The organism is Endozoicomonas sp. ALB115 (genome assembly GCF_049310245.1).
Lineage (GTDB): Bacteria > Pseudomonadota > Gammaproteobacteria > Pseudomonadales > Endozoicomonadaceae > Endozoicomonas.
The window spans coordinates 17,999-42,679 of the sequence record NZ_JBLYZG010000050.1; the positions used below are offsets into that span (position 1 = coordinate 17,999).

Sequence of the window (24,681 nt, forward strand, 5' to 3'; positions counted from 1 at the left end):
AGCCTCCCAGAAGACTCCACCCTATGGATCACGATCCCAAATCGGTCAACAGAACAACGGCGTGAACTGCAATACCCTCTTTTCTACCGGTATAGCCCAGCTTTTCAGTGGTGGTCGCTTTGACATTCACCAGAGATGGGTCAATCCCCATGTCTTCGCTGATATTCTGCCGCATCTGATCAATGTGCGGTACCATTTTAGGCGACTGGGCAATGATGGTACTGTCCATATTGACGGGAACCAGGTTGTGCTGCTCAAGCAGAGCAATAACATGACGCAGTAACTTGCGACTATCAATGCCAGCATAGCGTTCATCAGTGTCCGGAAAATGCTTGCCAATATCACCCAGACCTGCCGCTCCCAGAAGTGCGTCGCAAAGTGCATGAAGCAGCACATCGCCATCAGAATGCGCCACCAGCCCATGGGTGTGAGGGATTTTTACCCCACCCAGAACAATATAATCACCTTCACCAAAGCGGTGAACATCAAAACCATGACCAATACGCATCAAGTGACCTCAATAAGTTTCGACTGCTGTTCTATATATAGAGTGGCCAGAGCCAGATCAGTTCCCCGGGTCACCTTAATATTATCGGCATGTCCTTCCACCATCACGGGCTGCTTGCCAGCGTATTCAATGGCACTGGCCTCATCCGTTACCGGCATCTTATCCGCTATCGCTTTTGCCATGGCGTCATGCAGCATGCCCAGACGGAACATCTGCGGTGTCATGGCATGCCAGAGCCCCTGACGGTCTACCGTTTCAGACACAACATCATTGCCCCCGGCCCGCTTGATGGTATCGGTAACCGGGCAACCCAGCAGACCGCCTACAGGGTGGTCATGGAGCTGGTTCACCAGCCACTCCATATCAGAACGACGAATGCAGGGGCGGGCCACATCATGAACCAGTACCCAGTCATCAGGGGAACCAATATCCAATAGCACTTTCAAACCATTAAGTACCGAGTGGTAACGCTCATCCCCCCCCTGGGCCAGGAGAATTCCCGGGTTGCGGAGTAATTCAATGGATTGGTGATACTCATCATTATGATCAAGCACCACCACGATCTTTTCCAGCCTGGGAAAATCCAGCAACCGCTCCAGAGTATGCACCATCAGAGGCTTACCCTTGATTTCAAGGTACTGTTTGGGAATATCGATATTCATTCGGCGGCCAACGCCCGCTGCCGGAACAACCGCCCAGTAACGAACCGTATTCATGGTTTCTACGCTACTCACTCTGACACCCTTAATTTGAACATCCAGAAGCCCGCTCAGAAACGGCTCCTGACCAATACAGGATTTAATCGTAAGTCAAAAAGAACGTTTCATCACTGCGGATCATACCCAGCTCCTGACGGGCTCTCTCTTCAACCGTTTCCATCCCCTGCTGCAGCTCCACAACCTCTTTGGCCAGCAGACGATTACGCTGGTACAAACGTTCATTTTCCAGTCTGAACCGCTCAAGGTTATCTTGTTGTGTCAACATTTCAGCCACACTGCCTTCACCAATCCAGAGCCTGGTTTGCAGGTAAACCAGCAGCAGTGTCAACAGGGCTATTGCCAGTTTTTTCATCATCAGTTCCGCTTTAAACCGTCACTATCCAGCAGCAGGGGCAGTAATAGAGACTTAACGGTGAAGTTTAACAGGAGTACCCGTGGTTTAACATATAACCGGATCTTTGAACTGTTTCACATTAATGAAGGTCATTAGAAAAAGCCAGACATCAAAATAAGCAACTCAAATGACCGCTCTTACTATCCCGGGTATTTATTAACGAAAGACAGCGTTCTACACCCGGACTGCTGTTGAGTTCAATCTGGTACTGGCTACCCATCACCCGTAGGCCAAAGACCCGGGAGTTCGGAATATGCCGACTGGCAACCCCATTGGCAGTACCAACAGCCATACCCCTCCGGCTGCCACCACCATCCCGCCCGTGGAACACAGAACCAGAAACCGAATCACCGCCGTTACCAACCCGGGGCCATTGCTATTGCTGGATCTTCCAGAGCAACCCATAAGGCACATACTGGGTTTTTTAGGGGACCGTGATATCAAGGCCATGGCACAGACCTGTTCGTCTTTGCTGGCTATCATCCGTGCAGATCATCTGCCCGCCAGGATCTGGTTTAAACAGCTCGAGCCACGACAGCAGCAGCAATTCATCCAGATTGCCAAAAACATCAGCAACCATGAACTGGAAGCCTGGCTGAGGCAATTCACCGGCAATGAAACGCTGATCAGCACTATTTGCGGCCATTCAGCCGGGGAAGTGACAGACAATGACATACCGCCACGGGAACCACAAAAAGGGAAATATTTCCCGCAAATCCTGTTTTACACAGTGAACCAGTTGATGGTTAACTGTCGTACTTTCCAGCCGGAATTGGCAATATCCATTGACTGCATCCCCTTTACGGCTGCATCAGCCAAACTCAGCAGCGATGGACGCTTTCTGGCGACCAACAGTTACGCGCGCTGTGGTTCGGATTATGGCAGGACGGAAATCACCGCAAGGCCCGCAGAGATAGCCATTGCCCATGAAGACAGAGTGCGGCGGATCACCTTCAGCACTGATAACCGGCATATATTGAGCTACACGGCTTCAACCGCAAAAATCACCAGCTGTAATGCCGACGGCAGCTGGACAGAAAAACTCATCATCATTTCTGATCGATTTATCAGCTCGGCGACTTTCAGCCCCGACAGCCGCCATGCAGTGATGGCCAGGAGTGGTCGCAGAGCCATAATATGCACAATGAACCAGGCTGGCCGCTGGATAGTAACAACAACAATGGGACATAAAGGGAGGATTCTTTCAACAACATTCAGCCCTGACAGCCGCTTGATAGTCACCACCAGTGTCGATCACACAGCGAAAATCCATGCCCGTGACAGCAACGGCAACTGGCTGGAGCTGACTACCCTGGACCATAATGGTAAGGTCACTGCCGCTGAATTCAGCCCTGATGGCAAACATATCATCACCATTAGCGACAAGAATAACCAACCAGATCGTACCGCAACGATTTTCAGCAACACCGATAACCATTGGGTAAAAAAAACCTGTGTTAACCACTCCCTGGAAATCACCGACACTTCATTCAGTCCTGACAGTCGTCATGCAGTAACGGAGAGCTTCGATTATACTGCCAGAATCCTGAGCTTTGATACCCACGACAACTGGCAGCATAAAACCACGATTAAGCATAAACGACGGATTTCTTCTACTAGATTTAGCCCCGATAGCCACTATCTAGTCACGGCCAGTAGCGATCATACAGCAAAAATCTACCGGTATGACGCAAACGCCAGGCGCTGGTCAAAACAACAGATTATCGTCCATGATGATATGTATATTACCTCAGCCACGTTCAGCGCTGACGGCCGCCATATTCTGACATTTTCCCGCAATTACTCACCCATATCCCTGCCTGTATGCAACGCCAGAATCCACACTTGTACGGCCGGTGGCAACTGGATAACCAGCCTCAATTTTACGACAGCAGGCGGGGTTTACTCGGCCAAATTTAACCACGATGGCTCCCATATTGTCATCGAAGCCAGAAATGATGACGCCATCATAATCTATGGCCTTACGGCAGATGGCAACTGGATACACAAATCGACGCTGCACCAACATTACAAGCTTGACCTGGTAACATTCAGTGCCAACGGAGGACATTTAATGGCTATCAGTAACGACGCTCAACTGGTGCAGGTCTGGCACCTTTATAAGGAAGATTTAGCACCACATCCCCAGTGCTCTTTAAATGAACTGATGCCTCCCCCTAGAAAAAAGACCCGAAAGTCTGCTCCAAAAGTTCACAGGTAAAGGGCGATCGACGGATTGACTTTCCGCCGGTCGGGGCGGCTCAGGCTTCTTTGAGCCTGACGGGTTTGCCCGCTTCGCCAGGCAAACAAAAAGGGAGGCTTAAAGCCTCCCCTTTCCATCAGCAGCGACCGCTAATCAGGCACGCTTGAATTCAGCAATACCACGGTAAGGCGCTTTGCCTTCCAGCTGCTCTTCGATACGGATCAGCTGGTTGTACTTGGCTACACGGTCAGAACGGCACAGTGAACCGGTCTTGATCTGGCCAGCACAGGTACCTACCGCCAGGTCAGCGATGGTGGCGTCTTCGGTCTCACCGGAACGGTGAGAGATAACGGCAGTGTAGCCAGCATCTTTGGCCATCTTGATCGCATCCAGAGTTTCGCTCAGAGAGCCGATCTGGTTGAACTTGATCAGGATAGAATTGGCGATGCCCTTATCGATACCTTCTTTCAGGATCCTGGTGTTGGTTACAAACAGGTCGTCACCAACGATCTGGATCTTGTCACCCAGCAGTTCAGTCTGGTACTTGAAGCCGTCCCAGTCAGATTCATCCAGACCATCTTCAATGGAGATAATCGGGTATTCTTCGGTCAGACCTTTCAGGTAGTCAGAGAACTCATTGGAAGTGAAGACTTTGCCTTCGCCTTTCAGGTTGTACTTGCCATCTTCGTAGAACTCGGAAGCTGCACAGTCCATAGCCAGAGTGATGTCGGTGCCCAGAGTGTAACCGGCCGCAGCAACAGCTTCTTTGATGACCGCCAGAGCGTCTGCATTGGAAGCCAGGTTTGGTGCAAAACCACCTTCGTCACCCACGGCAGTGTTCAGGCCCTTGTCGGAGAGAACTTTCTTCAGAGCGTGGAATACTTCAGCACCCATGCGCAGCGCTTCAGCAAAGTTTTTGGCACCAACCGGCTGGATCATGAATTCCTGAATATCAACGTTGTTGTCAGCGTGCTCACCGCCGTTCAGGATGTTCATCATTGGCACTGGCATGGTGAACTGGCCAGCAGTACCGTTCAGCTCAGCAATGTGCACGTACAGAGGCATGCCTTTATCAACGGCAGCGGCTTTGGCAGCGGCCAGAGACACCGCCAGGATGGCGTTAGCGCCCAGCTTGGCTTTGTTGTCAGTGCCGTCCAGATCGATCATCTTCTGATCCAGGCCACGCTGGTCATTAGCATCAAAACCAAGCAGTGCTTCACGGATAGGACCGTTAACATTGGCAACGGCTTGCAGAACGCCCTTGCCCAGGTAGCGGGACTTGTCACCATCACGCAGCTCCAGAGCTTCGCGGGAACCCGTGGAAGCGCCACTGGGAGCACAGGCAGTACCAAAGGCACCAGACTCAAGAATGACGTCAGCTTCAACAGTGGGATTACCACGAGAATCGAGGACTTCGCGAGCCTTGATTTCCTTGATAGCGGTCATGAGATACTCCGGGTGAAGAATTCGGAAATTTCAAGTGAGAGGTAAGCAATACCGTAAAAGAGCGGTGGCATTGTTACGGGAGCGGCAACTATACCACCGGAAAATCCTGTGTCAAAGCCTTACAATTTCGCTGGACACCGCGCCAACATTGAGCTTCGTGGATTTCTGATCGTTACTGTTAACGACTGTTAATCGCCTGTTAACCATCGTTTAAACCAGGCATCAATGGTCAAATAATCATCAAACAGCCCTAACAATGATAAGTAAAATTACTACCTGAGATACAATTCAAAAATCAGTTTTTCTGCTGTGCAGTCAAAATCAAACATGGCATCAATGGTGGCACTGCCCTGATGGAGATTCACCGTTTTCTTTACCTGACAGTGGTCAGAAATACGGTTGGCCAGGGCTTCCATCGTTGCCATCTGGTCGTTTGCCTGTTGCTCAGTATCCCCCTTTATGGTCATTTCGAGGTGAGTATCCCCGGGTGCAATCACCTGGCCAATCTCTAAACAGTGATCGGCATCAACTTCCAGTTCAGCGGTGGTATTGTCCATATCAGGCCTCCTGTTGAATGGCAGATGATGATATGCAAGGAATCATTTTCTGAAAAAATCAACCATAAGATAGCACAATGGCCTTGAAAAATGAGTGAATAAGAAAAATCGGAAATAAAATGGAACCATATTCCAAATTACTGGTCAAATAATGTAAGAACCAGATCCTGTGAAAAGGGCTGGACGTAAAAACAGGAAAAACCGAATCAAATTAAAAAATTCTTATTTATAAACGAAAGTTATTATAGAGCAACCAATGTCTAACACAGTATCAAATTTAGTGGGTTCAAAATACACTGGCTATCTTCAAGATAACTGTAATTTTGCCAGTCTTCTGAAAAGCCCGGTTACTGTCGCCAAGGCTTTATTTTCAAACTTAACTTTGTCTTCTCAAGCTTGGTCTTCTCAAGAAAGCAGCCCTCAACCAGAAAAAATCTCTTCATACAATATATCAGTTCGTAGAGTTGGTGATTATCTCCTGGTATCTCTCCCTTCTGAAAAGGATACTCATCCCGATAAAACCACGACAGCGAATCCCCCATCAACAGAAGATTCTGACCAACTAGATTGGCGTATTCCCGATGATGATGAAGATGATCCGCGACGATACTTTTCATTCTGGTTTAATGAGAATGCCTCCCCGGGCAAATCCACTGATCAGGCGTCCGCATCACTAAATGTCAAGGATTCATTATGTGTTGCTATTGCGGATGATAGCGATGCAGATGATCAATTTTTCGAAGAAACGACGCCTGTTAATGGCCCTGATAGCATAATCCCTCCCATGAGTCGGCACTGCTTTGAAACTGACAGTATGATTTACATTGCTAACGATGAGGATCAACTGGATATTCATACTATTGACATCATTAAGGGCAGTGAACTTGCCAATCAGCTTGGCATTTCGGGTAAAGTCACCGTTGACAAAGTGTTTTATCAGGCAGGAACCGGTGCTATTATCGCCCAGGTAACGATCAATGGTCTGGAACAGTTATTGACTCTTTTTTATATCAATGTAGAAACCAACATCAAGCTTCCGGTCACCCAATATCAGCTGGATTCGTATCTCACAGAGACAAAAAATGAGTATGCTCCTCACTATAAATTTTTCAAGGAGGAATTAAAAAAGCGTCTTAGCCCAAAGGTCATGGGAACAAACAAAATAAAAGACGATAAAGGCGGTAAAGACAATAAAATTGAAGAAAATAAAATTAAAGAAAATAAAATTGAAGAAAATAAAATTGAAGAAAATAAAATTGAAGAAAATAAAATTGAAGAAAATAAAATCAAAGAAAATAAATTGAGAATGGAATCATTAAGAATCACGATGCCAACGTATATGCATCCGAAAAGCATAGAACAGGTAAAATATTTTTGTTGCAATCAGGGTATCAGCGCCGTCACTGATAAAGAAGGAACTGACGTCATTGAAGCGGTCAAGAGGAGAATGCGCCAGCAGGAGGAGAAATTAGTTAGCCTCAGAGGGCCACGGTTGGAACACCCGGATATAGATTCAGCACTAGAACACGTCAAACAACAAAAAATCGCGATGGAGGCCAGTCAGCGTGATGCTAAAAATCTGAAAATACACTTTGACAAGCCAGAGAAGGTTCCCTTGTCCCAAAGACAAGCTGAAACAGTCAATATGCTAAATCAAAGGAGGCTTAAGCATAAAAAGGAAGGGATTGATTTCGCCCCCCCTAAGGATACTGCCACTGAATTTCCACAATACTTACTACCCAGCGATTCCCCCAAAAAATTGATCAAATCTGTTGATAAATAGCGATTAAACCAAAAAAAGACTGCGCCATGGTGATTTGGGAAGCAGTTCCCTGACACTCCCCGCCCTGGCGGACGAGGGTTCTTGATCGCTCAAGAACGTTTCTGTTTCACGGTCCGTAGCTCAGGGAACAGGCTTGGTTATCGCATAAAAGTTCCACAGTGGGAGCTTTTACGATGGCGAATCAACCCATGCTCCCCAAGTCTCACACGAACTCCGCAGACTTTACATCCCGTCTGCCCGACGGTAGGTCTACAAAAGACTGGATAAAGTTAGCAAGGAATGAACAAACACTCAAGCGGAGCGCTCTGCGCGCTCCTGTCTTATATCACCGCCCGATTGGGCGATGCTTTACGACGGGTTTGGTAAATAGAACCGCTTCACCTCACAAATGAAAAATCCTAGACTTCTTCAGGTTCAGGTTGCATTGCGATGGCATCATGTGCCGGAATATGGCGTAGCCGTTCATATGCCGGAGTATGGCATAGCCGGTCATAGATTGATTTACATCCGTTATACGCCTTGCACAAGCCACCGCTGGCAACAAAAAAGGCTGTCGACGTTACTGCTATCTCTGTCAAAAAGAGCGGGGTAAACGGAGTTAGTTCTCCGTACTCATCAAAAAGGGTCATATTATTAAAACAATGCTCCCTCAAAAAGACTTTACCAGGATCATTCAGTGGTGAAACGACCCGATTTTTTACATAGGTAGTACACGTCCCAACTCCAATTGAAAATAAGGCGTGAAAGAAAGTTGATGAAAAAATATCATTGCGTTCTCGCTGGGTTGAATTATCAGGTGGATTAGTCGCAGCCTGGAGTTCGGGATTGCCAGGCATCGATGATCCAGCGTTAATACCGGCAGTACCAATTGTTAAAGTCATTCTTAATATCCTTACTGGTTGTCATTTCTCAGACAATATCAGGAGGTATTTCGTTCAATTCTAATCAACTTTTTTCTAATTATTTTTACTATCAATGATTCATATTTTGATGTCGGTGGAAATTTTCCCGGTTTGGCCTTTCAGGTTAGCTGCGGGCTTTTTTCCTGCCACGGGCAAATGGAATGGGAAAGCGCTGGAATGGTGAATGGTCATCCCGGATAAGAGATGACCAGAGTCATCCGAAAACCATAACACCTGTATAGCATTATGGCTGCTATCTGGTCAGGAATTCAGACAGGGGAAGAGACTTAGACTTCATCATAGACTTCTGGATAGTCTCCTGCGGGTTGATTTGTTGCGACATCAGGCCCTGAAAAACAGGTGCATGCCCGGTCATAAATAGATTTGCATCCCTCATACAATGTGCAAAAGCCACCGGTGGCAAGAAAAAAAGCTGTTGAGGCAACGGCCACCTGTGACAAATGAACCGGAGCATACGGAGTTAGATCTATGTACTCGATTCTCTCAGCACGGGTCAAATTATTGAAACAATGATAGGCCAAAAAATCATCGCGAGGTTGATTCAGTTTTGAAACAACGAATTGGTTTACCAGGGTAGTATACGATCCAAAAACTAATGCACGAGCTGCATGCGTGAGCGTGGTCTGCAAAAGATGTTTGCCATTTCGCCGGGTTGAATTATCAGGTGATAGAGTAGTTGCATCCATATTACGTGGTAGCACTCGTCCAGTATTATTAGTTGCACAGCATAGCGTCATGTTAATATCCTCGATTGTCGTTTTTTTGGACACTATCAGATAGTATTTCGTTCATTTTTTTTATTGACATTCTTTCTTGCACTTCCTTCATCCTCTGCCAGAATTCATTTTTAACTTTTCAATAAATCCAGCCTGCCTGACACAGAATTAAAAGGAGTCAACATGAAGTTTGCATTTATCTATGCCATGCCCGGCCTACAGTCCTCATCCATCCAGGAGAATGTTACTGAAAAAGCCCACTTTTATTGTGTATCCGTTGATATGAACCACAGGGAAACCGCCGCAGATATCGCCAGAGAACTGGTTGAGAAAAACGGTGTACAGATGATTGAACTTAGTGGTGGGTTAGCCAGCGCTGAAATTATTGCACTGGTAAAGGAAGAAACCGAAAACAGGGTACCTGTTGGGGCAGTATTTTATGGACCTGAAAGTAGAAAGCCCCTGATTGAACTGATGGGCATTTAGCCATTTGAAAAGCCTTTATCTCCGCTACGCGGAATGAAATGAGATTGCTCCGACGAACCCTTTGCCAGAATATCATTCAGCATTTTGATATAACCAATGGCTCCACGCAACACATCAACATTCTTTAATTTCTTCTTACGAATCCCTTCGGAGAAATAAGTTCCACAGAGCCGTTCTTTTAAATCATCCATTGCAACCCTCATTATTGCCGTACGTTTCCGTTCTCGGGCATTATGCTCGAGTCGTTTCTCACTGACTCCTGTCTGGTGTGCCAGTCTTCTATTCTTGGATAATGATTCCGTATCATCAACTGGCGGCTGGTTGATTTGACTGATATTTTCGGTTCTGCTTTCGATAGCAGGAAGTGGCTTTATCGCTGCCTGTTCCCGGGGCATCTTATCAGTACCCGCCAGGCAGCCGTTCAATGGCCCGCTTTGAGATTTGTCTGTATTTTCAGGAGTTGTTGCAAGAGAAACTGCAATTTCATTAAATTTCTCAGGGCAATGCCTTGCAGGGTCTGCATTAACAGTACCGATTTTGAAACTGGATAATTGACTATCAGTAAGTGAACTGAACTGTGCTGATTGGCTCTCAGGATGTAATACAGGTTTATCTTCTACTTTCTGAAGTGCGCGCCCGTTGAATAAAGGATCAGGACCTGCAGACTCTTGATAACCGGGATCCTCCTCATCAAAGAGATATTTCAAAGGGCCATATTGACGTTGAGAAAAATCGCCTGGAAATATATTGAAATTACCCGTCCCGTTCATAAATGTGCTCCAGATTTATTTTATTTATAACTATATGACCAATTTCAAAAACATTAGTTCATAAAAAAACCTCCCGCTTCTGAACAAAAGCAGGAGGTTCTGAGTTAAACAGCTGAACTTAGAGAGTATCCAGTGCTTCAAATGATTTAATCAGCTCATCCAGAGCTTTCATCTGAGTCAGGAAGGACTCAAGCATGGACAGGCGCAGTGCTGAAGGGCCATCACAGCGGGCATTATCAGGATCAGGATGAGCCTCCAGGAACAGTCCTGCCAGGCCAACCGCCATACCGGCACGGGCCAGTTCAGTCACCTGGTGGCGGCGGCCACCGGAGGCGGCCCCCATTGGATCACGGCACTGCAGCGAATGAGTCACATCGAAGATAACCGGTGCACCGCCGCTCACCTGCTTCATGGTATGAAAGCCAAGCATATCAACCACCAGGTTGTCATAGCCAAAGTTCACACCACGCTCACAGAGGATCAAACGGTCATTGCCCGCTTCACGGAATTTATCGGTAATATTCCCCATCTGGCCGGGGCTGAGAAACTGCGGCTTCTTGATGTTAATGACAGCACCGGTTTTGGCCATGGCTTCGACCAGGTCCGTCTGGCGGGCCAGAAACGCCGGCAACTGAATCACATCCACCACTTCCGCCACAGACTGGCACTGATGAGGTTCATGGACATCAGTAATCACCGGAAAACCAAAGGTCGCTTTCAGCTCCTGAAAAATCTTTAACCCCTCATCAATGCCCGGACCACGGTAGGAGGCGATTGAAGAACGGTTAGCCTTATCAAAGGAAGCCTTGAAGATATAGGGAATACCGAGCTTTTCGGTAACCCGTACATACTCTTCCGCCACTTTCATGACCAGGTCTCTTGATTCCAGCACGTTCATCCCGGCAAACAGGACAAACGGCAGGTCATTAGCGACCTGAATGCCATTGACATCAACAATTTTGCTTTTCACAAACGTTCCTTCAGGCGTTCCAGAAAAAAACCTGCAAAAGCAGGTATCAACAATTGGCTTCAGTGAGAAGCGTGCTTAAAAGCCTGCGCTGCATGAATAAAGGCAGAAAACAGACCATGGCCATCCCGGGGTGTTGAGGTAAATTCCGGGTGGAATTGACAGGCGACAAACCATGGATGGTCGGCAACCTCAACGATCTCTACCAGACTGTTGTCTTCTGAGCGACCGGCAATGACCAGACCCGCCTCTTCCAGTGCCTCAACGTAATGGTTATTCACTTCATAACGGTGACGGTGGCGCTCGGTAATAACATCCTGGCCATAGGCTTCACGGGAGAGTGTACCGGCAACCAGGTTACAGTTCTGGGCACCCAGACGCATGGTGCCGCCCAGATCAGAACCTTCATCACGCTTTTCAACCATACCGTCAGCGTCGATCCACTCAGTAATAAGACCCACCACCGGATGGGCCGCCTGACGATCAAATTCCGTACTGTTCGCCCCTGCCAGACCGGCAACATGGCGGGCGTACTCAATGACCGCCACCTGCATGCCAAGGCAGATACCCAGGAAAGGAATCTTGTTCTCACGGGCATAGCGCACGGTCTGAATCTTGCCTTCCACACCACGGTGACCAAAGCCACCGGGCACCAGAATGGCAGATACCCCTTCCAGGGCAGATAGACCATCCTGTTCAGTGGTTTCAGAGTCAATGTAACGAATATTGACCTTGGTACGGGTTTTCAGACCGGCATGCTTGATCGCCTCAATCAGCGACTTATAGGCATCCAGCAGTTCCATGTATTTGCCCACCATGGCGATGGTGATCTCTTCGGAGTAGTTAAACTCACGATCCACCACATCGTCCCACTCAGAGAGGTCCGCTGGCTGGCAGCCCAGGTTGAAGCGATCCACAATGATCTGATCCAGACTCTGCTCGTGGAGCATCCGAGGAATTTTGTAAATGCTGTCCGCATCTTCCAGGGAGATAACCGCACGCTCTTCAACGTTGGTAAACAGGGCAATCTTGCGGCGGGCCGAGGCATCAATGTACTGTTCGCTGCGACACACCAGGATATCTGGCTGAAGGCCAATCGAACGCAGCTCTTTAACAGAGTGCTGGGTTGGTTTGGTCTTGGTCTCACCGGCGGTTTTGATGTAAGGCACCAGGGTCAGGTGCATCAGCATGGCACGTTGAAATCCGAGCTCTACCTTCAACTGACGAATGGCTTCCAGGAATGGCTGGGATTCGATATCACCCACAGTCCCACCCACTTCCACCAGGGCGATATCCGCATCGCCCGCGCCATTAACCACCCGGCGCTTGATCTCATCGGTGATGTGCGGAATAACCTGTACCGTACCACCGAGATAGTCACCACGACGCTCTTTACGCAGAACATCCTGGTAAATCCGGCCAGAAGTAAAGTTATTACCCTGCTTCATGGTGGTTCGGATAAAACGCTCGTAATGCCCCAGGTCCAGGTCAGTCTCGGCACCATCTTCGGTAACGAAAACCTCGCCATGCTGAAAAGGGCTCATGGTACCCGGATCGACGTTGATATAAGGGTCCAACTTGAGCATCGTCACCTTGAGACCACGTGCCTCAAGAATGGCGGCGAGAGATGCCGATGCGATGCCTTTGCCTAACGAAGAAACAACACCGCCGGTGACGAAAATATAACGCGTCATGCTTACCTGCTGTGAATATAATAAAAGCGGGGTGAAAAGAGAGTCTCAAGATGGGATATCAGGATACCAAAACCGGCAGTGAACGTAAAACCGTTATTGCATCAATACACCCCTTAAAAAATGCTTCGTGCCAATCACCGAGGCGGTCACTCACTCTGATATCAGATCGACCACTCATTTTTATTTGCGCCGGGGATAAAAAACCGGCAGTTCATGGTCAGACCATAACAATAAGCTGACTATCACACTCACAATTACGCTGGGATCTATTTATGTCTCCTTTACATTCCGGGAACACTTTAAGGTACGTTACCAACGGAGCCGTCGGCAAAAATGGAGCCTGCGGTGCAAACGGTCAATTCGGCGGTTATCGCGGGCAGGACGGCGCTCAGGGAGAACACGGCCAAAACGCTCGCGAACTGAATGTCGCGTTGTCAACCAATAATGCCGGTGTTTTGATTAAAGGGAACGGGACATCACTTCAGTTAAGCCTGTTCGATAGAAAAACATCAATCTTTCTTGAAGCCCGTGGCGGTGATGCAGGCCATGGGGGCAACGGCGGTGATGGGGGCAAAGGGCTAACCGGGAAAAAGGGGAGAAATGCCAACAGATTTCTGTGGGGTGAAAACGGAGGTCAAGGCGGCACCGGGGGCAATGGTGGCAATGGCGCACGGGGTGGCGATGGTGGCAATGGCGGTAAAGTAACCCTCACAGTAGCACCTTCGCAAACCGATTTGCTCATGCTCACCAACATTCCTGACGTTCGGGGTGGCACACAAGGCCGGGGTGGAAAAGGCGGAGACGGTGGCCTGGGAGGAGACGGAGGAAAAGGTGGGGAATCATGCTGGTATCCCGATACTGAGATCTACACCGACTCAAGCGGGCAGACCCAAAGCCGCATAACACTCCGTTTTAATCCGGGAGGATTTGATGGCCCCTGCGGCCTCCGGGGACGAGTCGGGCGTAACGCCCCTGATGGACGTTGCGGAAACTCTGGCAGTTTTCATATTGCTGTGGGCAACAACCGGTATACCGGGCCTTATGACCTGTCCGTTACAGACTCCACACTGCTGGCAAAAAAGCCTGGCGGCAATGGTTTTTTCGAACCCGGCAAAGAGGTCTCTGTTGATTTGTCAGTCACTAATACCGGTGACATGCCAACACCCAATAAACAACCCATCAGAATGAGCATGGTGAATAATAAATGGGTCAGCTTCAACCCCCGCTCTGTTTTCAACCTCCCTTGCGCTATACCGCCTGGCCAGGAAGTTCACCCACAGAATCGCCTGGAATTTACCATTAATAGACCTCAAACAATACCCACAGGTGAGCCGCTGCATGAAACGGGTGTCGCCAACTTTAGCGCCACTGTTGGACGGGTTGAGCGACAGTTCTCAAAAGTAGCCACAGAGCAAATAAGGTTTCCCGTAAGATATCCAGCGGATATCGATACGATAGAAGGGAGCAAATCAATCAGCCGCGATGAAGAAGCACTGCTGTCGGTAAAAGTGAACAATATTTCTCCGAAAGCCCTTGGTTTGCAGGGCAGCCAACAGCGGTTGCTCAACTTGCACTTTACAGCAGATACCGCAGATACCGCAGATACCGCAGACACCGCAGATACCAATAATGGCCAGACGAGAAGCGCCGACGTAACTTTTTACAGTAGAGATGGTGTACCGTTCAGCGGTAACCAGGGGCTCACGAAATCGATCAATGAACTTCCTCCCCATGGTCAGGACAGACTTTCAGGTTCGATCACCTTCAGCAATCCTGCACAGCACCTTTACACAAAAGTCACACTATTCGCAGAACTCGAACTGGGACGTTTAGATTGCCCGACAGATCCCCAATTGGTGGAAGTGGTACAACGAAGAGTGTTTCAAGTTCAGCTTGCCGAGGGTTACCAGTACAATCCTGATGCAGATTTTCTGTTAGTTACCAACGCCAACACTTCTTTGCCAGAATGGAATCAATGGGAAGCCCTGGCCGAGCGACTTGGACTGACTTTTGCCACCTGGAACAGCTCGCTCAACAATGGGATAAGCCTGTTCCATGAGCTGCAATCCAGGGAAACCGAAGGGCATCCAGCTGTCGAAACCGACACTGCACCGTTGCCCGCGACCGGGGTACATGCAGATACCGGCGTCACGTTAGTTGATCACTTTAAAGACAAAACCATTGTTTTTCTGAACAATGACGATACCTGTGTAAAATCCCTTCCGCCCTGCGATTTATTCCGATCTGCCAACAGCGGCGTCAGAAGCTACATCGTGGGGCCAGAAGAAGTCAGGGAAGAGCTGTTTTATCCAGAAAAAGACCTTGCTGCAAACCTCAGCGGACGCGCGAGGAAAACGTTAGTAGAGAACTACATCCGCACTATGAGATCATCCGAGGACAGACTGATAAAAGCAGCAAAAAAACAGGCAAAAAAATTGCGAAATAAGTGGCCTGAAAAAAGATTTACCGTCGTTTATAACTACGAAGATCTACCGCTACCAAGAAATAGCCTACCCATTATCGGAACGTACGGATTAAAAAAACATCAGATTGGAACACTGACCTCTGTTCTTTCGCCGACGAAACACATGATTACCAATCTATCCAAACAACCTGACGAAAGCGATCGCTCTGATTACGTCCTTCACCCAAGTAACGTCTACGGCTTACTAAAAAGTCTGCCCCTGCAGAAAAAAATTCAGCTGGTTCAAAACAACATCACAGAAGACCGTGAAGCCTTGAAAAAAGCCCTACTCTCAGATCTTGTGGATGAACATAAAGCGTTCCGTCGATTAAAGTGGACAGCCAGCATCGATAAGAGCGCATTGAAGAAGCGCTTAACCTGCTTACAACAAGTCGTCGATGCCAGCTACCCTGAGCCCGGAAGCAAAGAGCTGATACAAGAGATACTCATCGAATTTCGCGCTTTGGCTGCCCGAATGCTCAAGGAGAAATGGTACCACGTTCGCTATCGCCAACTCGTCAAAGTGACCCACAAAATGATCGATAGTTTCAAGCAAAAAGAGGATATTGACTCGGCACACTGGCTGGAAAATTACCAGGCAAAGAAACAGCGTTTTGCCAAGATTCACCGATGGGAATTATGGCGTCAATATCAGGATTCTGACGTTTTTCCAATCCATCAAAATGGTCACAATGACCCGAACCCTGTGTTTAATTTTAACGAATTACAACATCCATACGATACGGTGTCCCGGGTTGCTGAAAATAGTCACTACTTTAGAGATCAGGGAGAACGTTTGCGGGCATTGGAGGCATTAGAGAACGGTAACTCAAACGACAATAACCCGTAAAACAAAGACGGATGGCTGTTACCAATGGAGAGCTAAACCATCACTCTCGTTGGCATAATAGCCATCACACACCCAGAGACCGGGAGCAGCCACCATTTGGTCACCATCAAACACCAATGGCAGATATTCTCTCAGCCAGGGTGGCACTTTATAGTCCTGCAGCCATTTTTTCAGTGTTTTTCGACCTTGCCGCCCGGTAATGGCAAACTTTTCATCCCCTGATATATGACAACGGCGTTTTAACAGTAATGGTTTTTGTGGCAGTCGGATGGCGTTACCACTGTGCTCCTGTTTAGCACTGCAGATCAGCGACCGGTCTCCCAACACCACGATTGGCTCTTTCTGCCAGTCCCATACCATGGGCTCAAATGCCTGCAAATTCACGTCTTCATCCAGCAGCACCAGCATTTGCTGGTAGCGAGTCAGGGTAAAGCGAGGTGCCACTGTCAGCAGCGGCTCGGCGTCGATTCGAGCTTCAACCACTTCATCAAAGATCTGTTCAAGGGTGTCTCTGGAGGGCAGTTGTATGCCCTGCTGTTTCAACCATTGGCGAACCACTCGACGCTGGGAACCGGCATCAAGGGATTGCAGCGTTGCCAGATTCATCAGCGGTTGCCGGTCAAGCAGCCATTGCGGGCGATAATCAATACACAGGGCCAACTGTTCGACAGTTTGCTGCTGCACGGTTTGATTCATCTGCCCCACATCCCGCACAAATTCGACCAATCGTTCCGACGCACCCGGCCAGCGCTCTTCCACCATGGGAATCAGTCGCTGACGGAGAAAGTTGCGGGAGAAGCGTTCATCCGTATTACTGTCATCTTCAATAAATCGGAGGTTATTTGTCCGGGCGTAAGCTTCAATGGATGCTCGGGCCACATTCAGTAAGGGCCGTAACAACAGCCCATTGCCCAGGGACCTTTGTTCGGGAATCCCCTGAACACCATCAACCCCGGTCCCGCGGAATAACCTGAGCAGAACCGTCTCTGCCTGATCATCCCGATGATGCCCCTGCAACAGACAGCCACCCTCTTCCACGGCATTGATAAATACCTGGTATCGAGCGTCCCTGGCCGCCTGCTCCAGACCATAGCCGTCATTTTCCAGAGAAACTCTGGCGATGGTCAGCGGTATCTGCCACTGTTCACATACCGACTGACAGTGCTCAGCCCACTGATCAGCGTAACGGCTCAAACCATGATGAACATGAACAGCAGCCACATCAGCAATATCTCCCCGATCACGCAGGCAGGCCAGCAAATGGAGTAAAACGGTGGAGTCAACACCGCCACTGAATGCCACCGTTACAGGGCATTCAGATACCGGTAGCTGCAGGCTTGAAGATAGTTGATCAAGCACCCACTCAGGGCTTAGCGGGTGACAGGAAGTGATCTCTGCGCTGGTTTTTGCCATCGTTTTCGCAATCAAAGCGCCCCAAAGTCCCTGATTTTCTGGTAACGATTTTCCAGCAGGGTATCGCTGTCCAGTGCCGAAAGCATGTTCAGCTGATCCACCAGCGTGGCTTTCAAACTGGCAGCCGCTGCTTCAGGATCCCGGTGTGCACCACCCAATGGCTCTGCCACCAGGGTATCCACCAGACCCAGCTCCTGTAAACGCCCGGCAGTTACCCCCATGGCTTCTGCAGCAGTAGATGCGTACTCGGCTTTTTTCCAGAGAATGGAGGCACAACCCTCAGGGGAAATAACAGAGTAAGTTGAATACCCCATCATCACCAGATGATCACAAACCCCAATGGCCAATGCACCACCGGAACCCCCTTCACCGATCACCGTGGAAATCACAGGCACTTTCAAGCGGGACATCACCGCCAGGTTGTAGGCAATCGCCTCACTCTGCCCACGTTCCTCTGCACCAATACCGGGGTATGCGCCCGGTGTATCAATAAAGGTCAGGATGGGCATCTTGAAACGTTCCGCCATTTCCATCAGGCGACAGGCTTTGCGGTAACCTTCCGGTTTGGGCATCCCGAAATTCCGGCGAACTTTCTCTTCGATCTCACGCCCCTTCTGATGACCAATCACCATCACCGGTCGACCATCCAGTCGGGCCATGCCCCCCACAATGGAGGGGTCATCGGCAAAATGGCGATCGCCATGGAGTTCATCAAACTCGGTGAAAAGATGGCGAATATAGTCCAGCGTGTAGGGCCTTCTGGGGTGCCGGGCCAGCTGGGCCACCTGCCAGGAAGAAAGGTTGCTGAAAATGGCATCCGTCAGACTGCGGCACTTATCCTGCAGTGTGGCAATCTCTTCAGTAATATTCAGCTCTGCATCGCTGCTGACCAGCCGAAGCTCTTCTATCTTGGCTTCCAGTTCAGCAATTGGCTGTTCAAAGTCCAGGTAATTCGGGTTCATGAAGTCCACTTATCATGGCCGGAGAGTAAATAAGGATCAAAATACGTAAACACCGCCGTAAAGTCGAGTTAAAAAGCGTAATTACCTGTAAACAGTTCAACAGCTGGTCGACCTGGAAGTCTGCAGAAAAGCAATACGAGAATAGGATGTCCCCTTTTGAAAAGCTGGAACCACTGCCTGTAGTGGACAATAAAGGAGGAACCTCCACCGTGGGTACATTTTGCGCCCCCCCGGTAGCCAGCCGGCCCGCAATGCCCGGAAGTTACAACGGGCAACGGGACAGGCAGGGCTGCAGTTAGCCCAGTCGCATCAGAATAAAGACATATCACACTCCGCCATCTTCTCCCAGTATGGGTCTGGGACTACCTGTGGCATTTCCATGGCTTCTGCCTGAAAACCCAGGACTTTCGGTTGATGCCCCATCTTTGCGCCAACAGCGTCAGACCATCCCAGCAGTGGCCTGATGCAATTGGCTATGTCGGTGCCCTTGCAAGCCAGCTCAAAAGCTGCCATTGCCTCACCATAGGTGGTTCCGCAATAGAGGGAGAAATGGTCATCATGCTCCCCGGGGCCGGGTGTGAAATCATCATCCCCCAGGTAACGGATTTGCTGGCGAGCGGTATCCAGTGTAAATAGCCGATCACAAAGCTCAGGCTTCAATGCATGAAGGAAAAAACTGCCATTATCAAGTTGACCCGCATGGATTGAATAAGGGTCATACAACCCGGAAAAACTTCTTCCCCAATTCAGATGATATTCACCGGCATGATATTTTTTGAAAACAAACGCACCGGTAACCTCTTTCAGGGTATTTCCGAGTTCCGTGAAATCCACCTCGCCCAATGTCCCATCTGCACGCCGGAAGTAGGCTACCGGTGGGACAGGCGTTGATTCAGGGTTCTCGATTATTGGTTTTTCCATTTTCCGAAATATCAGATCAGCCGGGACTGTCTTCGCTTTGATGGTATCGGGGCATAGCTGATCATTTTTGGCTGGCAGAGCCTCAGTCTCTGCCAGTCTTATTGCAATTGTCCTTGTTTGAGATTCAGCCGTATTGCCACCAGAAGTGGAACCAGGATCCTGTGTTATCGAGGCGGGAGCCCTGCTAACAACGGTAGTGGAGCGATCGTTAAACTTTCCCTGATCGGCTGTTTTTGTAGCCTCTTGGTTGGCTTCTTTCGGCAACATCGGTGAGCGAGCTTTAACAGGAGTCATAAAAATTCCTCTCATAAAAATTTCACCAAGTACATGACCATTTGCATTCAGGCAGCCCTTAAGCCCGGTGCAGTCTGCAACCAGGAAAACCGGTGAGTTTACCTGATCGAAAAGTCAGACCTCATACGCCAATGAAAGTTCTAGGAAAGTTGATTTTACTATTCCATCGAAAAAGGGAAACTGCACAAAACCCACAGCTTCCGTTTCATACCCCAATTCCCAAGCACTTGCTCAGGCATACTCAACGTTAGCCGCATTTTTGCCAAGCCACTGCCGGAGTTCCAGCACCAATTCATCACTGGGGTTGACCAGCCATTGCTCACCCAGCATCAGGCTGGCACGGGCATCGTCCCGATGGTAATCAATCCTGACCGGCAGCCGACCCGGCTGCCCGCCCAGCATGGACGACAATTTTCGTTCAAAATGACCATCAATCTGTTCATGGGAAACCTCAAGAACCAGACGACGGGCGTAATGGCTGCGGGCATCCACCACTTTCATCACTTTCTTCGAGCGGACTTTCAGGCTACCGGAGTAATCATCAAAGGTGACTTCCCCTTCCACCACCAGCACCGCGTCTTTATGGAGGAGGTGTTGATACTCACCAAACACATCGGCAAACACCGACACCTCAATCCGGCCGGTGCGGTCATCCAGGGTAACAAACGCCATTTTGTCCCCTTTCTTGTTTTTCATGATCCGCATATCCACCACCAGCCCGGCGATATTCTGGCTATCGCCCCGGGCAGGCTGAAGGTCTTTAATACGGTTGCGGATAAAGTGCCGGATTTCACTTTCGTATTCATCAATGGGGTGACCGGTCAGATAGAGCCCCAGGGTATCCTTCTCGCCACCGAGGCGAACCTTATCGGTCCATTCGCTGGTTTTCAGGTAGGTGTCGTAAACAGCCTCTTCGCCGGCGGGCACCAGGGCACCAAACATATCCATATGACCGGAATCCAGGCTTTTGGCCGCCTGGTCCGCCGCTTTGATCGCCTCAAGTTGACTCGCCTCAAGCACGGCTCGATTGAAATTCAGCTGTTCCGGCTTTTGTGGGACCGGCCCAAGCAGGTCCAGCGCCCCGGATTTGATCAATGCCTCCAGCACCCGCTTGTTGATGCTTTTGGCATCCACCCGCTCACAGAAGTCAAACAGGTCCTTGAATGGACCACCCTCTTTACGAGCCCGGACAATCGCCTCAATCGGGCCTTCACCCACGCCCTTGATGGCCCCCAGCCCATAGACAATATGCCCATCGTCGTTTACACCGAACATATATTCGCCGCTGTTCACGCTGGGCGGCAGCACGGTCAGGCCCATATCCCGACACTCTTCGATAAAGGTCACCACCTTATCGGTATTCTGCATATCGGAGCTCATGACCGCCGCCATAAATTCCGATGGATAGTGAGCCTTCAACCACAGCGTCTGGTAGGAAACCAGGGCGTAGGCTGCCGAGTGGGATTTGTTAAAGCCATAGCCCGCAAACTTCTCCACCAGATCGAAGATCTTCATGGCCAGCTCACCATCAACGCCCTGGCTGATAGCGCCCTCTTCAAACACCGCCCGCTGCTTGGCCATCTCCTCCGGCTTTTTCTTACCCATGGCCCGGCGCAGCATATCCGCACCGCCCAGGGTGTAACCGGCCAGCACCTGGGCAATCTGCATCACCTGTTCCTGATACAGGATAATGCCGTAAGTGGGCTGCAAAATAGGCTGAAGCCACTCGTGCTGATACTGGGCATCCGGGAACGAGAGTTCCTCCCGGCCATGCTTACGGTTAATAAAGTTGTCCACCATCCCGGACTGCAGCGGACCCGGACGGAACAGGGCTACCAAAGCGATAATATCTTCAAAGCAGTCGGGCTGGAGACGTTTGATCAGATCTTTCATCCCACGGGATTCCAGCTGGAAGACGGCGGTGGTTTCCGCCCGCTTCAGCATCTCGTAGGCGCTTTTATCTTCAAGATCGATGGCTTCAATGGCCAGAGGCTCTTCACCCCGCTGCGCCCGGCGGGGGTTAATCAGTTTCAGGGCCCAGTCAATAATGGTCAGCGTGCGTAGGCCCAGGAAGTCGAACTTCACCAGACCTGCGTATTCCACATCATTCTTGTCATACTGGGTGACCACCCCTTTACCGTGCTCATCACAGTAAAGCGGTGCAAAGTCCGTCAACTTGGTGGGGGCAATCACCACACCACCGGCGTGCTTACCGACATTGCGCGTGACCCCTTCCAGCTTGAGCGCCATCTCCCAGATTTCCGCCGCCTCTTCATCGGACTCCAGAAACTCCCGAATGGTTTCTTCCTGTTCATAGGCCTTACCGAGCGTCATGCCGATTTCAAAGGGGATCATTTTCGACAGGCGATCCGCCAGACCGTAGGACTTACCCTGAACCCGGGCCACATCCCGCACCACCGCCTTGGCTGCCATGGTACCGAAGGTGATGATCTGGGAAACCGCATCGCGTCCATAGGTCCGGGCCACATAATCAATCACCCGGTCCCGGCCTTCCATACAGAAGTCAACGTCAAAGTCGGGCATCGACACCCGCTCAGGATTCAGGAATCGCTCAAACAGCAGGTCGTATTTGATCGGGTCCAGATCGGTGATTTTCTGGGCATAGGCCACCAGTGACCCGGCACCGGAACCACGACCCGGGCCAACGGGAATATCGTTATTTTTAGACCACTGGATAAAGTCCATAACGATCAGGAAGTACCCCGGGAATCCCATCTGCAGAATGGTGTTCAGCTCAAAGTCCAGTCGGTCCCGGTAGATTTTTTCGGTTTCCGGAAAGTCTGGTGCCGCAGTATCAAACAGAAATCCCAGTCGCTCCGTCAGACCGTCATGGGAAAATTCACGGAAAAACTGATCCATGGTTTTACCTTCTGGCACGGGATATTCCGGCAGAAAGTACTCACCCAGTTTGACATTAATAGAACAGCGCTGGGCAATGGCAACGGAGTTGGCCAGTGCTTCAGGAATATCCGCAAAGAGTTCAGCCATCTCCTGCTCAGACTTCAGGTACTGCTCTTCACTGTAGCGATGTTCCCGGCGGGGATCATCCAGAACCACACTTTCGCCGATGCAGACCCTGGACTCATGGGCTTCGAAATCATCCCGGGTCATAAACATCACATCATTGGTGGCCACCACCGGACAGTTGAATTCTGCCGCCAGAGCCACGGAACCATGAACGCACTCTTCATCCCCTGCCCGGTTGGTACGGTGCAATTCCAGGTAGAAGCGATCAGGAAACGCCCCCATCCACTCCTGCAATAACTCACCCGCCAGCGACTTTTTGCCCGATAACAGTGCCCGGCCAATCTCACCTTCCCTGGCACCGGAAAGCGCAATCAGGCCCTCTGACTGAGCCATGATCCACTCCCGTTTGACCAGTGCTTTTTCATGGTGTTGATTTTCCATAAACGCCCGGGAGATCAGCTCGGTCAGATTGTGATAACCCTGCTCATCCATACACAGCAACACCAGACGGGACGGTGCATACTTGTCCGCCGGATTTTCCACCCAGAGGTCAGCGCCACAAATGGGCTTTATGCCTGCGCCCATGGCCCCCGAATAAAACTTCACCAGCGCACAGAGATTGGACTGGTCGGTCACCGCCACCGCCGGTATGCCAGAGCCGGAAATCGCGCTGATCAACGGTTTTATTCGCACCAGCCCGTCGCTGAGGGAAAACTCGGTATGCACCCGTAAGTGGATAAATTGTGCTGTCATGGGAGAAGGAGGTCCTGAATGGCAATCCGGTAATGATAATGAATCCTCTGATAAATACACCAATAAAAAATATTGCTTTATTGCAACCAACTACCGCGTTCATAGTCCTCAACCGCCGCATCCGGCGTGACCAGCTGGCCACCCAAAGGCCTGCCCCTTCAGGCAACAATGTTCCTTTAAAGTGTGCTGTCGTTGATCTGCACTTATTATTCTGGCGCTATAGATCTTGTCGAATGGAACCAAAAGATGGAAATTGACCAGCAAGCAGTGGTGAGTATTCACTGGATCGAACAATGTTTCTTTTTTTCAGGGCTTTGGCTGCCCTTATCATATCCACCGTTTCTTTATTTCCATGATAACGTCGGGCAGCGGCACGAGGTGACCTGGTGATCGAAAAAAACCACAGTCGAAATCTTTCCGCTTTTTTGTTTGGATCTGCACCATTGGCTAATAACAGTTGAACCATCTTATTGTTACCCAGCTTGGCGGCAAAATAGAGTGGCGTGGCCTTTTTTATAGTAGCCTGATCAACATCAGCACCCTTTTCAATCAGTTGCCGGGCCACCTCAACATGCCCTTTTTGTGCAGCAAAAGAGAGCGGCGTAGTGCCCTTGTTCGTCGCCAAATTGACCTTGGCCTCGTGGTCGAGCAGCAGTTGAACCACCTCAACATACCCTTTATCCGCTGCAAAACTGAGCGGCGTGAATCCGTCTGAAGTAGCCAGGTTAACATCAGCCCTTTTGTTGATCAGCAGCCGAACCACCTCAACATGCCCTTCTTCCGCTGCAAAACTGAGCGGCGTGAATCCGTCTGAAGTAGCCAGGTTAACATCAGCCCTTTTGTTGATCAGCAGCCGAACCACCTCAACAT

At 49.7% G+C, this 24,681-nt stretch carries 19 protein-coding genes; 4 read left to right on the forward strand and 15 right to left on the reverse strand.

All coding sequences use genetic code 11. The annotated features are described in order from the left end of the window. Positions 1-28: 28 nt before the first annotated feature. The 3 genes from ispF to ACO6VE_RS18515 all read right to left on the reverse strand — a co-directional run bounded on the left by ispF (position 29) and on the right by ACO6VE_RS18515 (position 1,579). Positions 29-508 carry a 2-C-methyl-D-erythritol 2,4-cyclodiphosphate synthase gene (gene ispF / locus ACO6VE_RS18505; RefSeq protein ID WP_422445301.1) on the reverse strand — a complete coding sequence of 160 codons (480 nt, stop codon included), beginning with the start codon at positions 506-508 and terminating at the stop codon, positions 29-31. Beyond that, positions 508-1,242 (reverse strand): 2-C-methyl-D-erythritol 4-phosphate cytidylyltransferase, encoded by a 735-nt coding sequence (gene ispD, locus ACO6VE_RS18510; RefSeq protein WP_422445303.1) that lies wholly within the window; start codon positions 1,240-1,242, stop codon positions 508-510. The genes ispF and ispD overlap by 1 nt, the downstream gene beginning before the upstream one ends. Positions 1,243-1,306: 64 nt before the next feature. Next, positions 1,307-1,579, reverse strand: a complete 273-nt coding sequence (locus tag ACO6VE_RS18515; RefSeq protein ID WP_422446143.1) for a septum formation initiator family protein — start codon at positions 1,577-1,579, stop codon at positions 1,307-1,309. Between the two features lie 295 nt (positions 1,580-1,874). On the opposite strand from ACO6VE_RS18515, the gene ACO6VE_RS18520 reads away from it, so the two are divergent. Next, positions 1,875-3,842: a WD40 repeat domain-containing protein gene (locus ACO6VE_RS18520; RefSeq protein WP_422462808.1), complete on the forward strand. Its 1,968-nt coding sequence runs from the start codon at positions 1,875-1,877 to the stop codon at positions 3,840-3,842. A 135-nt stretch (positions 3,843-3,977) separates the two neighbouring features. Here the strand turns inward: ACO6VE_RS18520 and eno are convergent, their stop codons facing one another. Further along, positions 3,978-5,270: a phosphopyruvate hydratase gene (gene eno, locus ACO6VE_RS18525; protein WP_422445307.1), complete on the reverse strand. Its 1,293-nt coding sequence runs from the start codon at positions 5,268-5,270 to the stop codon at positions 3,978-3,980. Between the two features lie 272 nt (positions 5,271-5,542). Further along, a complete protein-coding gene (locus ACO6VE_RS18530; RefSeq protein ID WP_422445309.1) occupies positions 5,543-5,827 on the reverse strand; it encodes a DUF406 family protein in 285 nt (94 codons plus the stop codon). Positions 5,828-6,083: 256 nt separating this feature from the next. Between ACO6VE_RS18530 and ACO6VE_RS18535 the strand changes: the two genes are divergently transcribed. Further along, positions 6,084-7,610, forward strand: coding sequence for a hypothetical protein (locus tag ACO6VE_RS18535; protein WP_422462810.1), 1,527 nt, complete (start codon positions 6,084-6,086; stop codon positions 7,608-7,610). 398 nt (positions 7,611-8,008) lie between these two features. Here the strand turns inward: ACO6VE_RS18535 and ACO6VE_RS18540 are convergent, their stop codons facing one another. Both ACO6VE_RS18540 and ACO6VE_RS18545 read right to left on the reverse strand, forming a co-directional pair. Beyond that, positions 8,009-8,491 (reverse strand): hypothetical protein, encoded by a 483-nt coding sequence (locus tag ACO6VE_RS18540; RefSeq protein ID WP_422445313.1) that lies wholly within the window; start codon positions 8,489-8,491, stop codon positions 8,009-8,011. A gap of 308 nt (positions 8,492-8,799) precedes the next feature. Further along, positions 8,800-9,270, reverse strand: a complete 471-nt coding sequence (locus ACO6VE_RS18545) for a hypothetical protein (RefSeq protein WP_422445315.1) — start codon at positions 9,268-9,270, stop codon at positions 8,800-8,802. Between the two features lie 162 nt (positions 9,271-9,432). Here ACO6VE_RS18545 and ACO6VE_RS18550 point away from each other — a divergent pair, with 162 nt between their 5' ends. After that, positions 9,433-9,735, forward strand: coding sequence for a DUF6506 family protein (locus tag ACO6VE_RS18550; RefSeq protein WP_422445317.1), 303 nt, complete (start codon positions 9,433-9,435; stop codon positions 9,733-9,735). On the opposite strand, the gene ACO6VE_RS18555 is transcribed toward ACO6VE_RS18550, so the two are convergent. From ACO6VE_RS18555 to ACO6VE_RS18565, 3 genes are all read right to left on the reverse strand, one after another. After that, complete coding sequence (locus ACO6VE_RS18555; RefSeq protein WP_422462812.1) at positions 9,732-10,505, reverse strand: helix-loop-helix domain-containing protein; 774 nt, start codon at positions 10,503-10,505, stop codon at positions 9,732-9,734. The genes ACO6VE_RS18550 and ACO6VE_RS18555 overlap by 4 nt on opposite strands. Positions 10,506-10,623: 118 nt before the next feature. After that, positions 10,624-11,475, reverse strand: coding sequence for a 3-deoxy-8-phosphooctulonate synthase (gene kdsA / locus ACO6VE_RS18560; RefSeq protein WP_422445321.1), 852 nt, complete (start codon positions 11,473-11,475; stop codon positions 10,624-10,626). A gap of 59 nt (positions 11,476-11,534) precedes the next feature. Continuing rightward, positions 11,535-13,166, reverse strand: coding sequence for a CTP synthase (locus ACO6VE_RS18565; RefSeq protein ID WP_422462813.1), 1,632 nt, complete (start codon positions 13,164-13,166; stop codon positions 11,535-11,537). Positions 13,167-13,438: 272 nt separating this feature from the next. Here ACO6VE_RS18565 and ACO6VE_RS18570 point away from each other — a divergent pair, with 272 nt between their 5' ends. After that, the gene (locus tag ACO6VE_RS18570; RefSeq protein ID WP_422462815.1) at positions 13,439-16,480 is read left to right on the forward strand and encodes a hypothetical protein; all 3,042 of its coding nucleotides are present in this window, start codon (positions 13,439-13,441) and stop codon (positions 16,478-16,480) included. Between the two features lie 18 nt (positions 16,481-16,498). Here the strand turns inward: ACO6VE_RS18570 and tilS are convergent, their stop codons facing one another. The 5 genes from tilS to ACO6VE_RS18595 all read right to left on the reverse strand — a co-directional run. Beyond that, complete coding sequence (gene tilS / locus ACO6VE_RS18575; RefSeq protein ID WP_422445327.1) at positions 16,499-17,908, reverse strand: tRNA lysidine(34) synthetase TilS; 1,410 nt, start codon at positions 17,906-17,908, stop codon at positions 16,499-16,501. Further along, a complete protein-coding gene (accA, locus tag ACO6VE_RS18580; protein ID WP_422445329.1) occupies positions 17,905-18,855 on the reverse strand; it encodes an acetyl-CoA carboxylase carboxyl transferase subunit alpha in 951 nt (316 codons plus the stop codon). Before accA ends, tilS begins: the two co-directional genes overlap by 4 nt. Before the next feature lie 309 nt (positions 18,856-19,164). Then, positions 19,165-20,070: a hypothetical protein gene (locus ACO6VE_RS18585; RefSeq protein ID WP_422445331.1), complete on the reverse strand. Its 906-nt coding sequence runs from the start codon at positions 20,068-20,070 to the stop codon at positions 19,165-19,167. 231 nt (positions 20,071-20,301) lie between these two features. Beyond that, positions 20,302-23,811 (reverse strand): DNA polymerase III subunit alpha, encoded by a 3,510-nt coding sequence (dnaE, locus tag ACO6VE_RS18590; protein ID WP_422462817.1) that lies wholly within the window; start codon positions 23,809-23,811, stop codon positions 20,302-20,304. A 217-nt stretch (positions 23,812-24,028) separates the two neighbouring features. Then, a partial coding sequence (locus ACO6VE_RS18595) for an ankyrin repeat domain-containing protein (RefSeq protein WP_422462819.1) occupies positions 24,029-24,681 on the reverse strand: 653 nt, incomplete at its 5' end.

What these genes read in the sequence shown, in the direction of transcription:
- accA (WP_422445329.1), bottom strand. Translation starts at nt 18,855, where the DNA reads ATGAACCCGAATTACCTGGACTTTGAACAGCCAATTGCTGAACTGGAA.
- dnaE (WP_422462817.1), bottom strand. Translation starts at nt 23,811, where the DNA reads ATGACAGCACAATTTATCCACTTACGGGTGCATACCGAGTTTTCCCTC.
- ACO6VE_RS18515 (WP_422446143.1), bottom strand. Translation starts at nt 1,579, where the DNA reads ATGAAAAAACTGGCAATAGCCCTGTTGACACTGCTGCTGGTTTACCTG.
- ACO6VE_RS18520 (WP_422462808.1), top strand. Translation starts at nt 1,875, where the DNA reads ATGCCGACTGGCAACCCCATTGGCAGTACCAACAGCCATACCCCTCCG.
- ACO6VE_RS18555 (WP_422462812.1), bottom strand. Translation starts at nt 10,505, where the DNA reads ATGAACGGGACGGGTAATTTCAATATATTTCCAGGCGATTTTTCTCAA.
- eno (WP_422445307.1), bottom strand. Translation starts at nt 5,270, where the DNA reads ATGACCGCTATCAAGGAAATCAAGGCTCGCGAAGTCCTCGATTCTCGT.
- ACO6VE_RS18530 (WP_422445309.1), bottom strand. Translation starts at nt 5,827, where the DNA reads ATGGACAATACCACCGCTGAACTGGAAGTTGATGCCGATCACTGTTTA.
- ACO6VE_RS18545 (WP_422445315.1), bottom strand. Translation starts at nt 9,270, where the DNA reads ATGACGCTATGCTGTGCAACTAATAATACTGGACGAGTGCTACCACGT.
- ACO6VE_RS18535 (WP_422462810.1), top strand. Translation starts at nt 6,084, where the DNA reads ATGTCTAACACAGTATCAAATTTAGTGGGTTCAAAATACACTGGCTAT.
- ACO6VE_RS18570 (WP_422462815.1), top strand. Translation starts at nt 13,439, where the DNA reads ATGTCTCCTTTACATTCCGGGAACACTTTAAGGTACGTTACCAACGGA.
- ACO6VE_RS18565 (WP_422462813.1), bottom strand. Translation starts at nt 13,166, where the DNA reads ATGACGCGTTATATTTTCGTCACCGGCGGTGTTGTTTCTTCGTTAGGC.
- ACO6VE_RS18550 (WP_422445317.1), top strand. Translation starts at nt 9,433, where the DNA reads ATGAAGTTTGCATTTATCTATGCCATGCCCGGCCTACAGTCCTCATCC.
- ispF (WP_422445301.1), bottom strand. Translation starts at nt 508, where the DNA reads ATGCGTATTGGTCATGGTTTTGATGTTCACCGCTTTGGTGAAGGTGAT.
- ACO6VE_RS18585 (WP_422445331.1), bottom strand. Translation starts at nt 20,070, where the DNA reads ATGACTCCTGTTAAAGCTCGCTCACCGATGTTGCCGAAAGAAGCCAAC.
- ACO6VE_RS18540 (WP_422445313.1), bottom strand. Translation starts at nt 8,491, where the DNA reads ATGACTTTAACAATTGGTACTGCCGGTATTAACGCTGGATCATCGATG.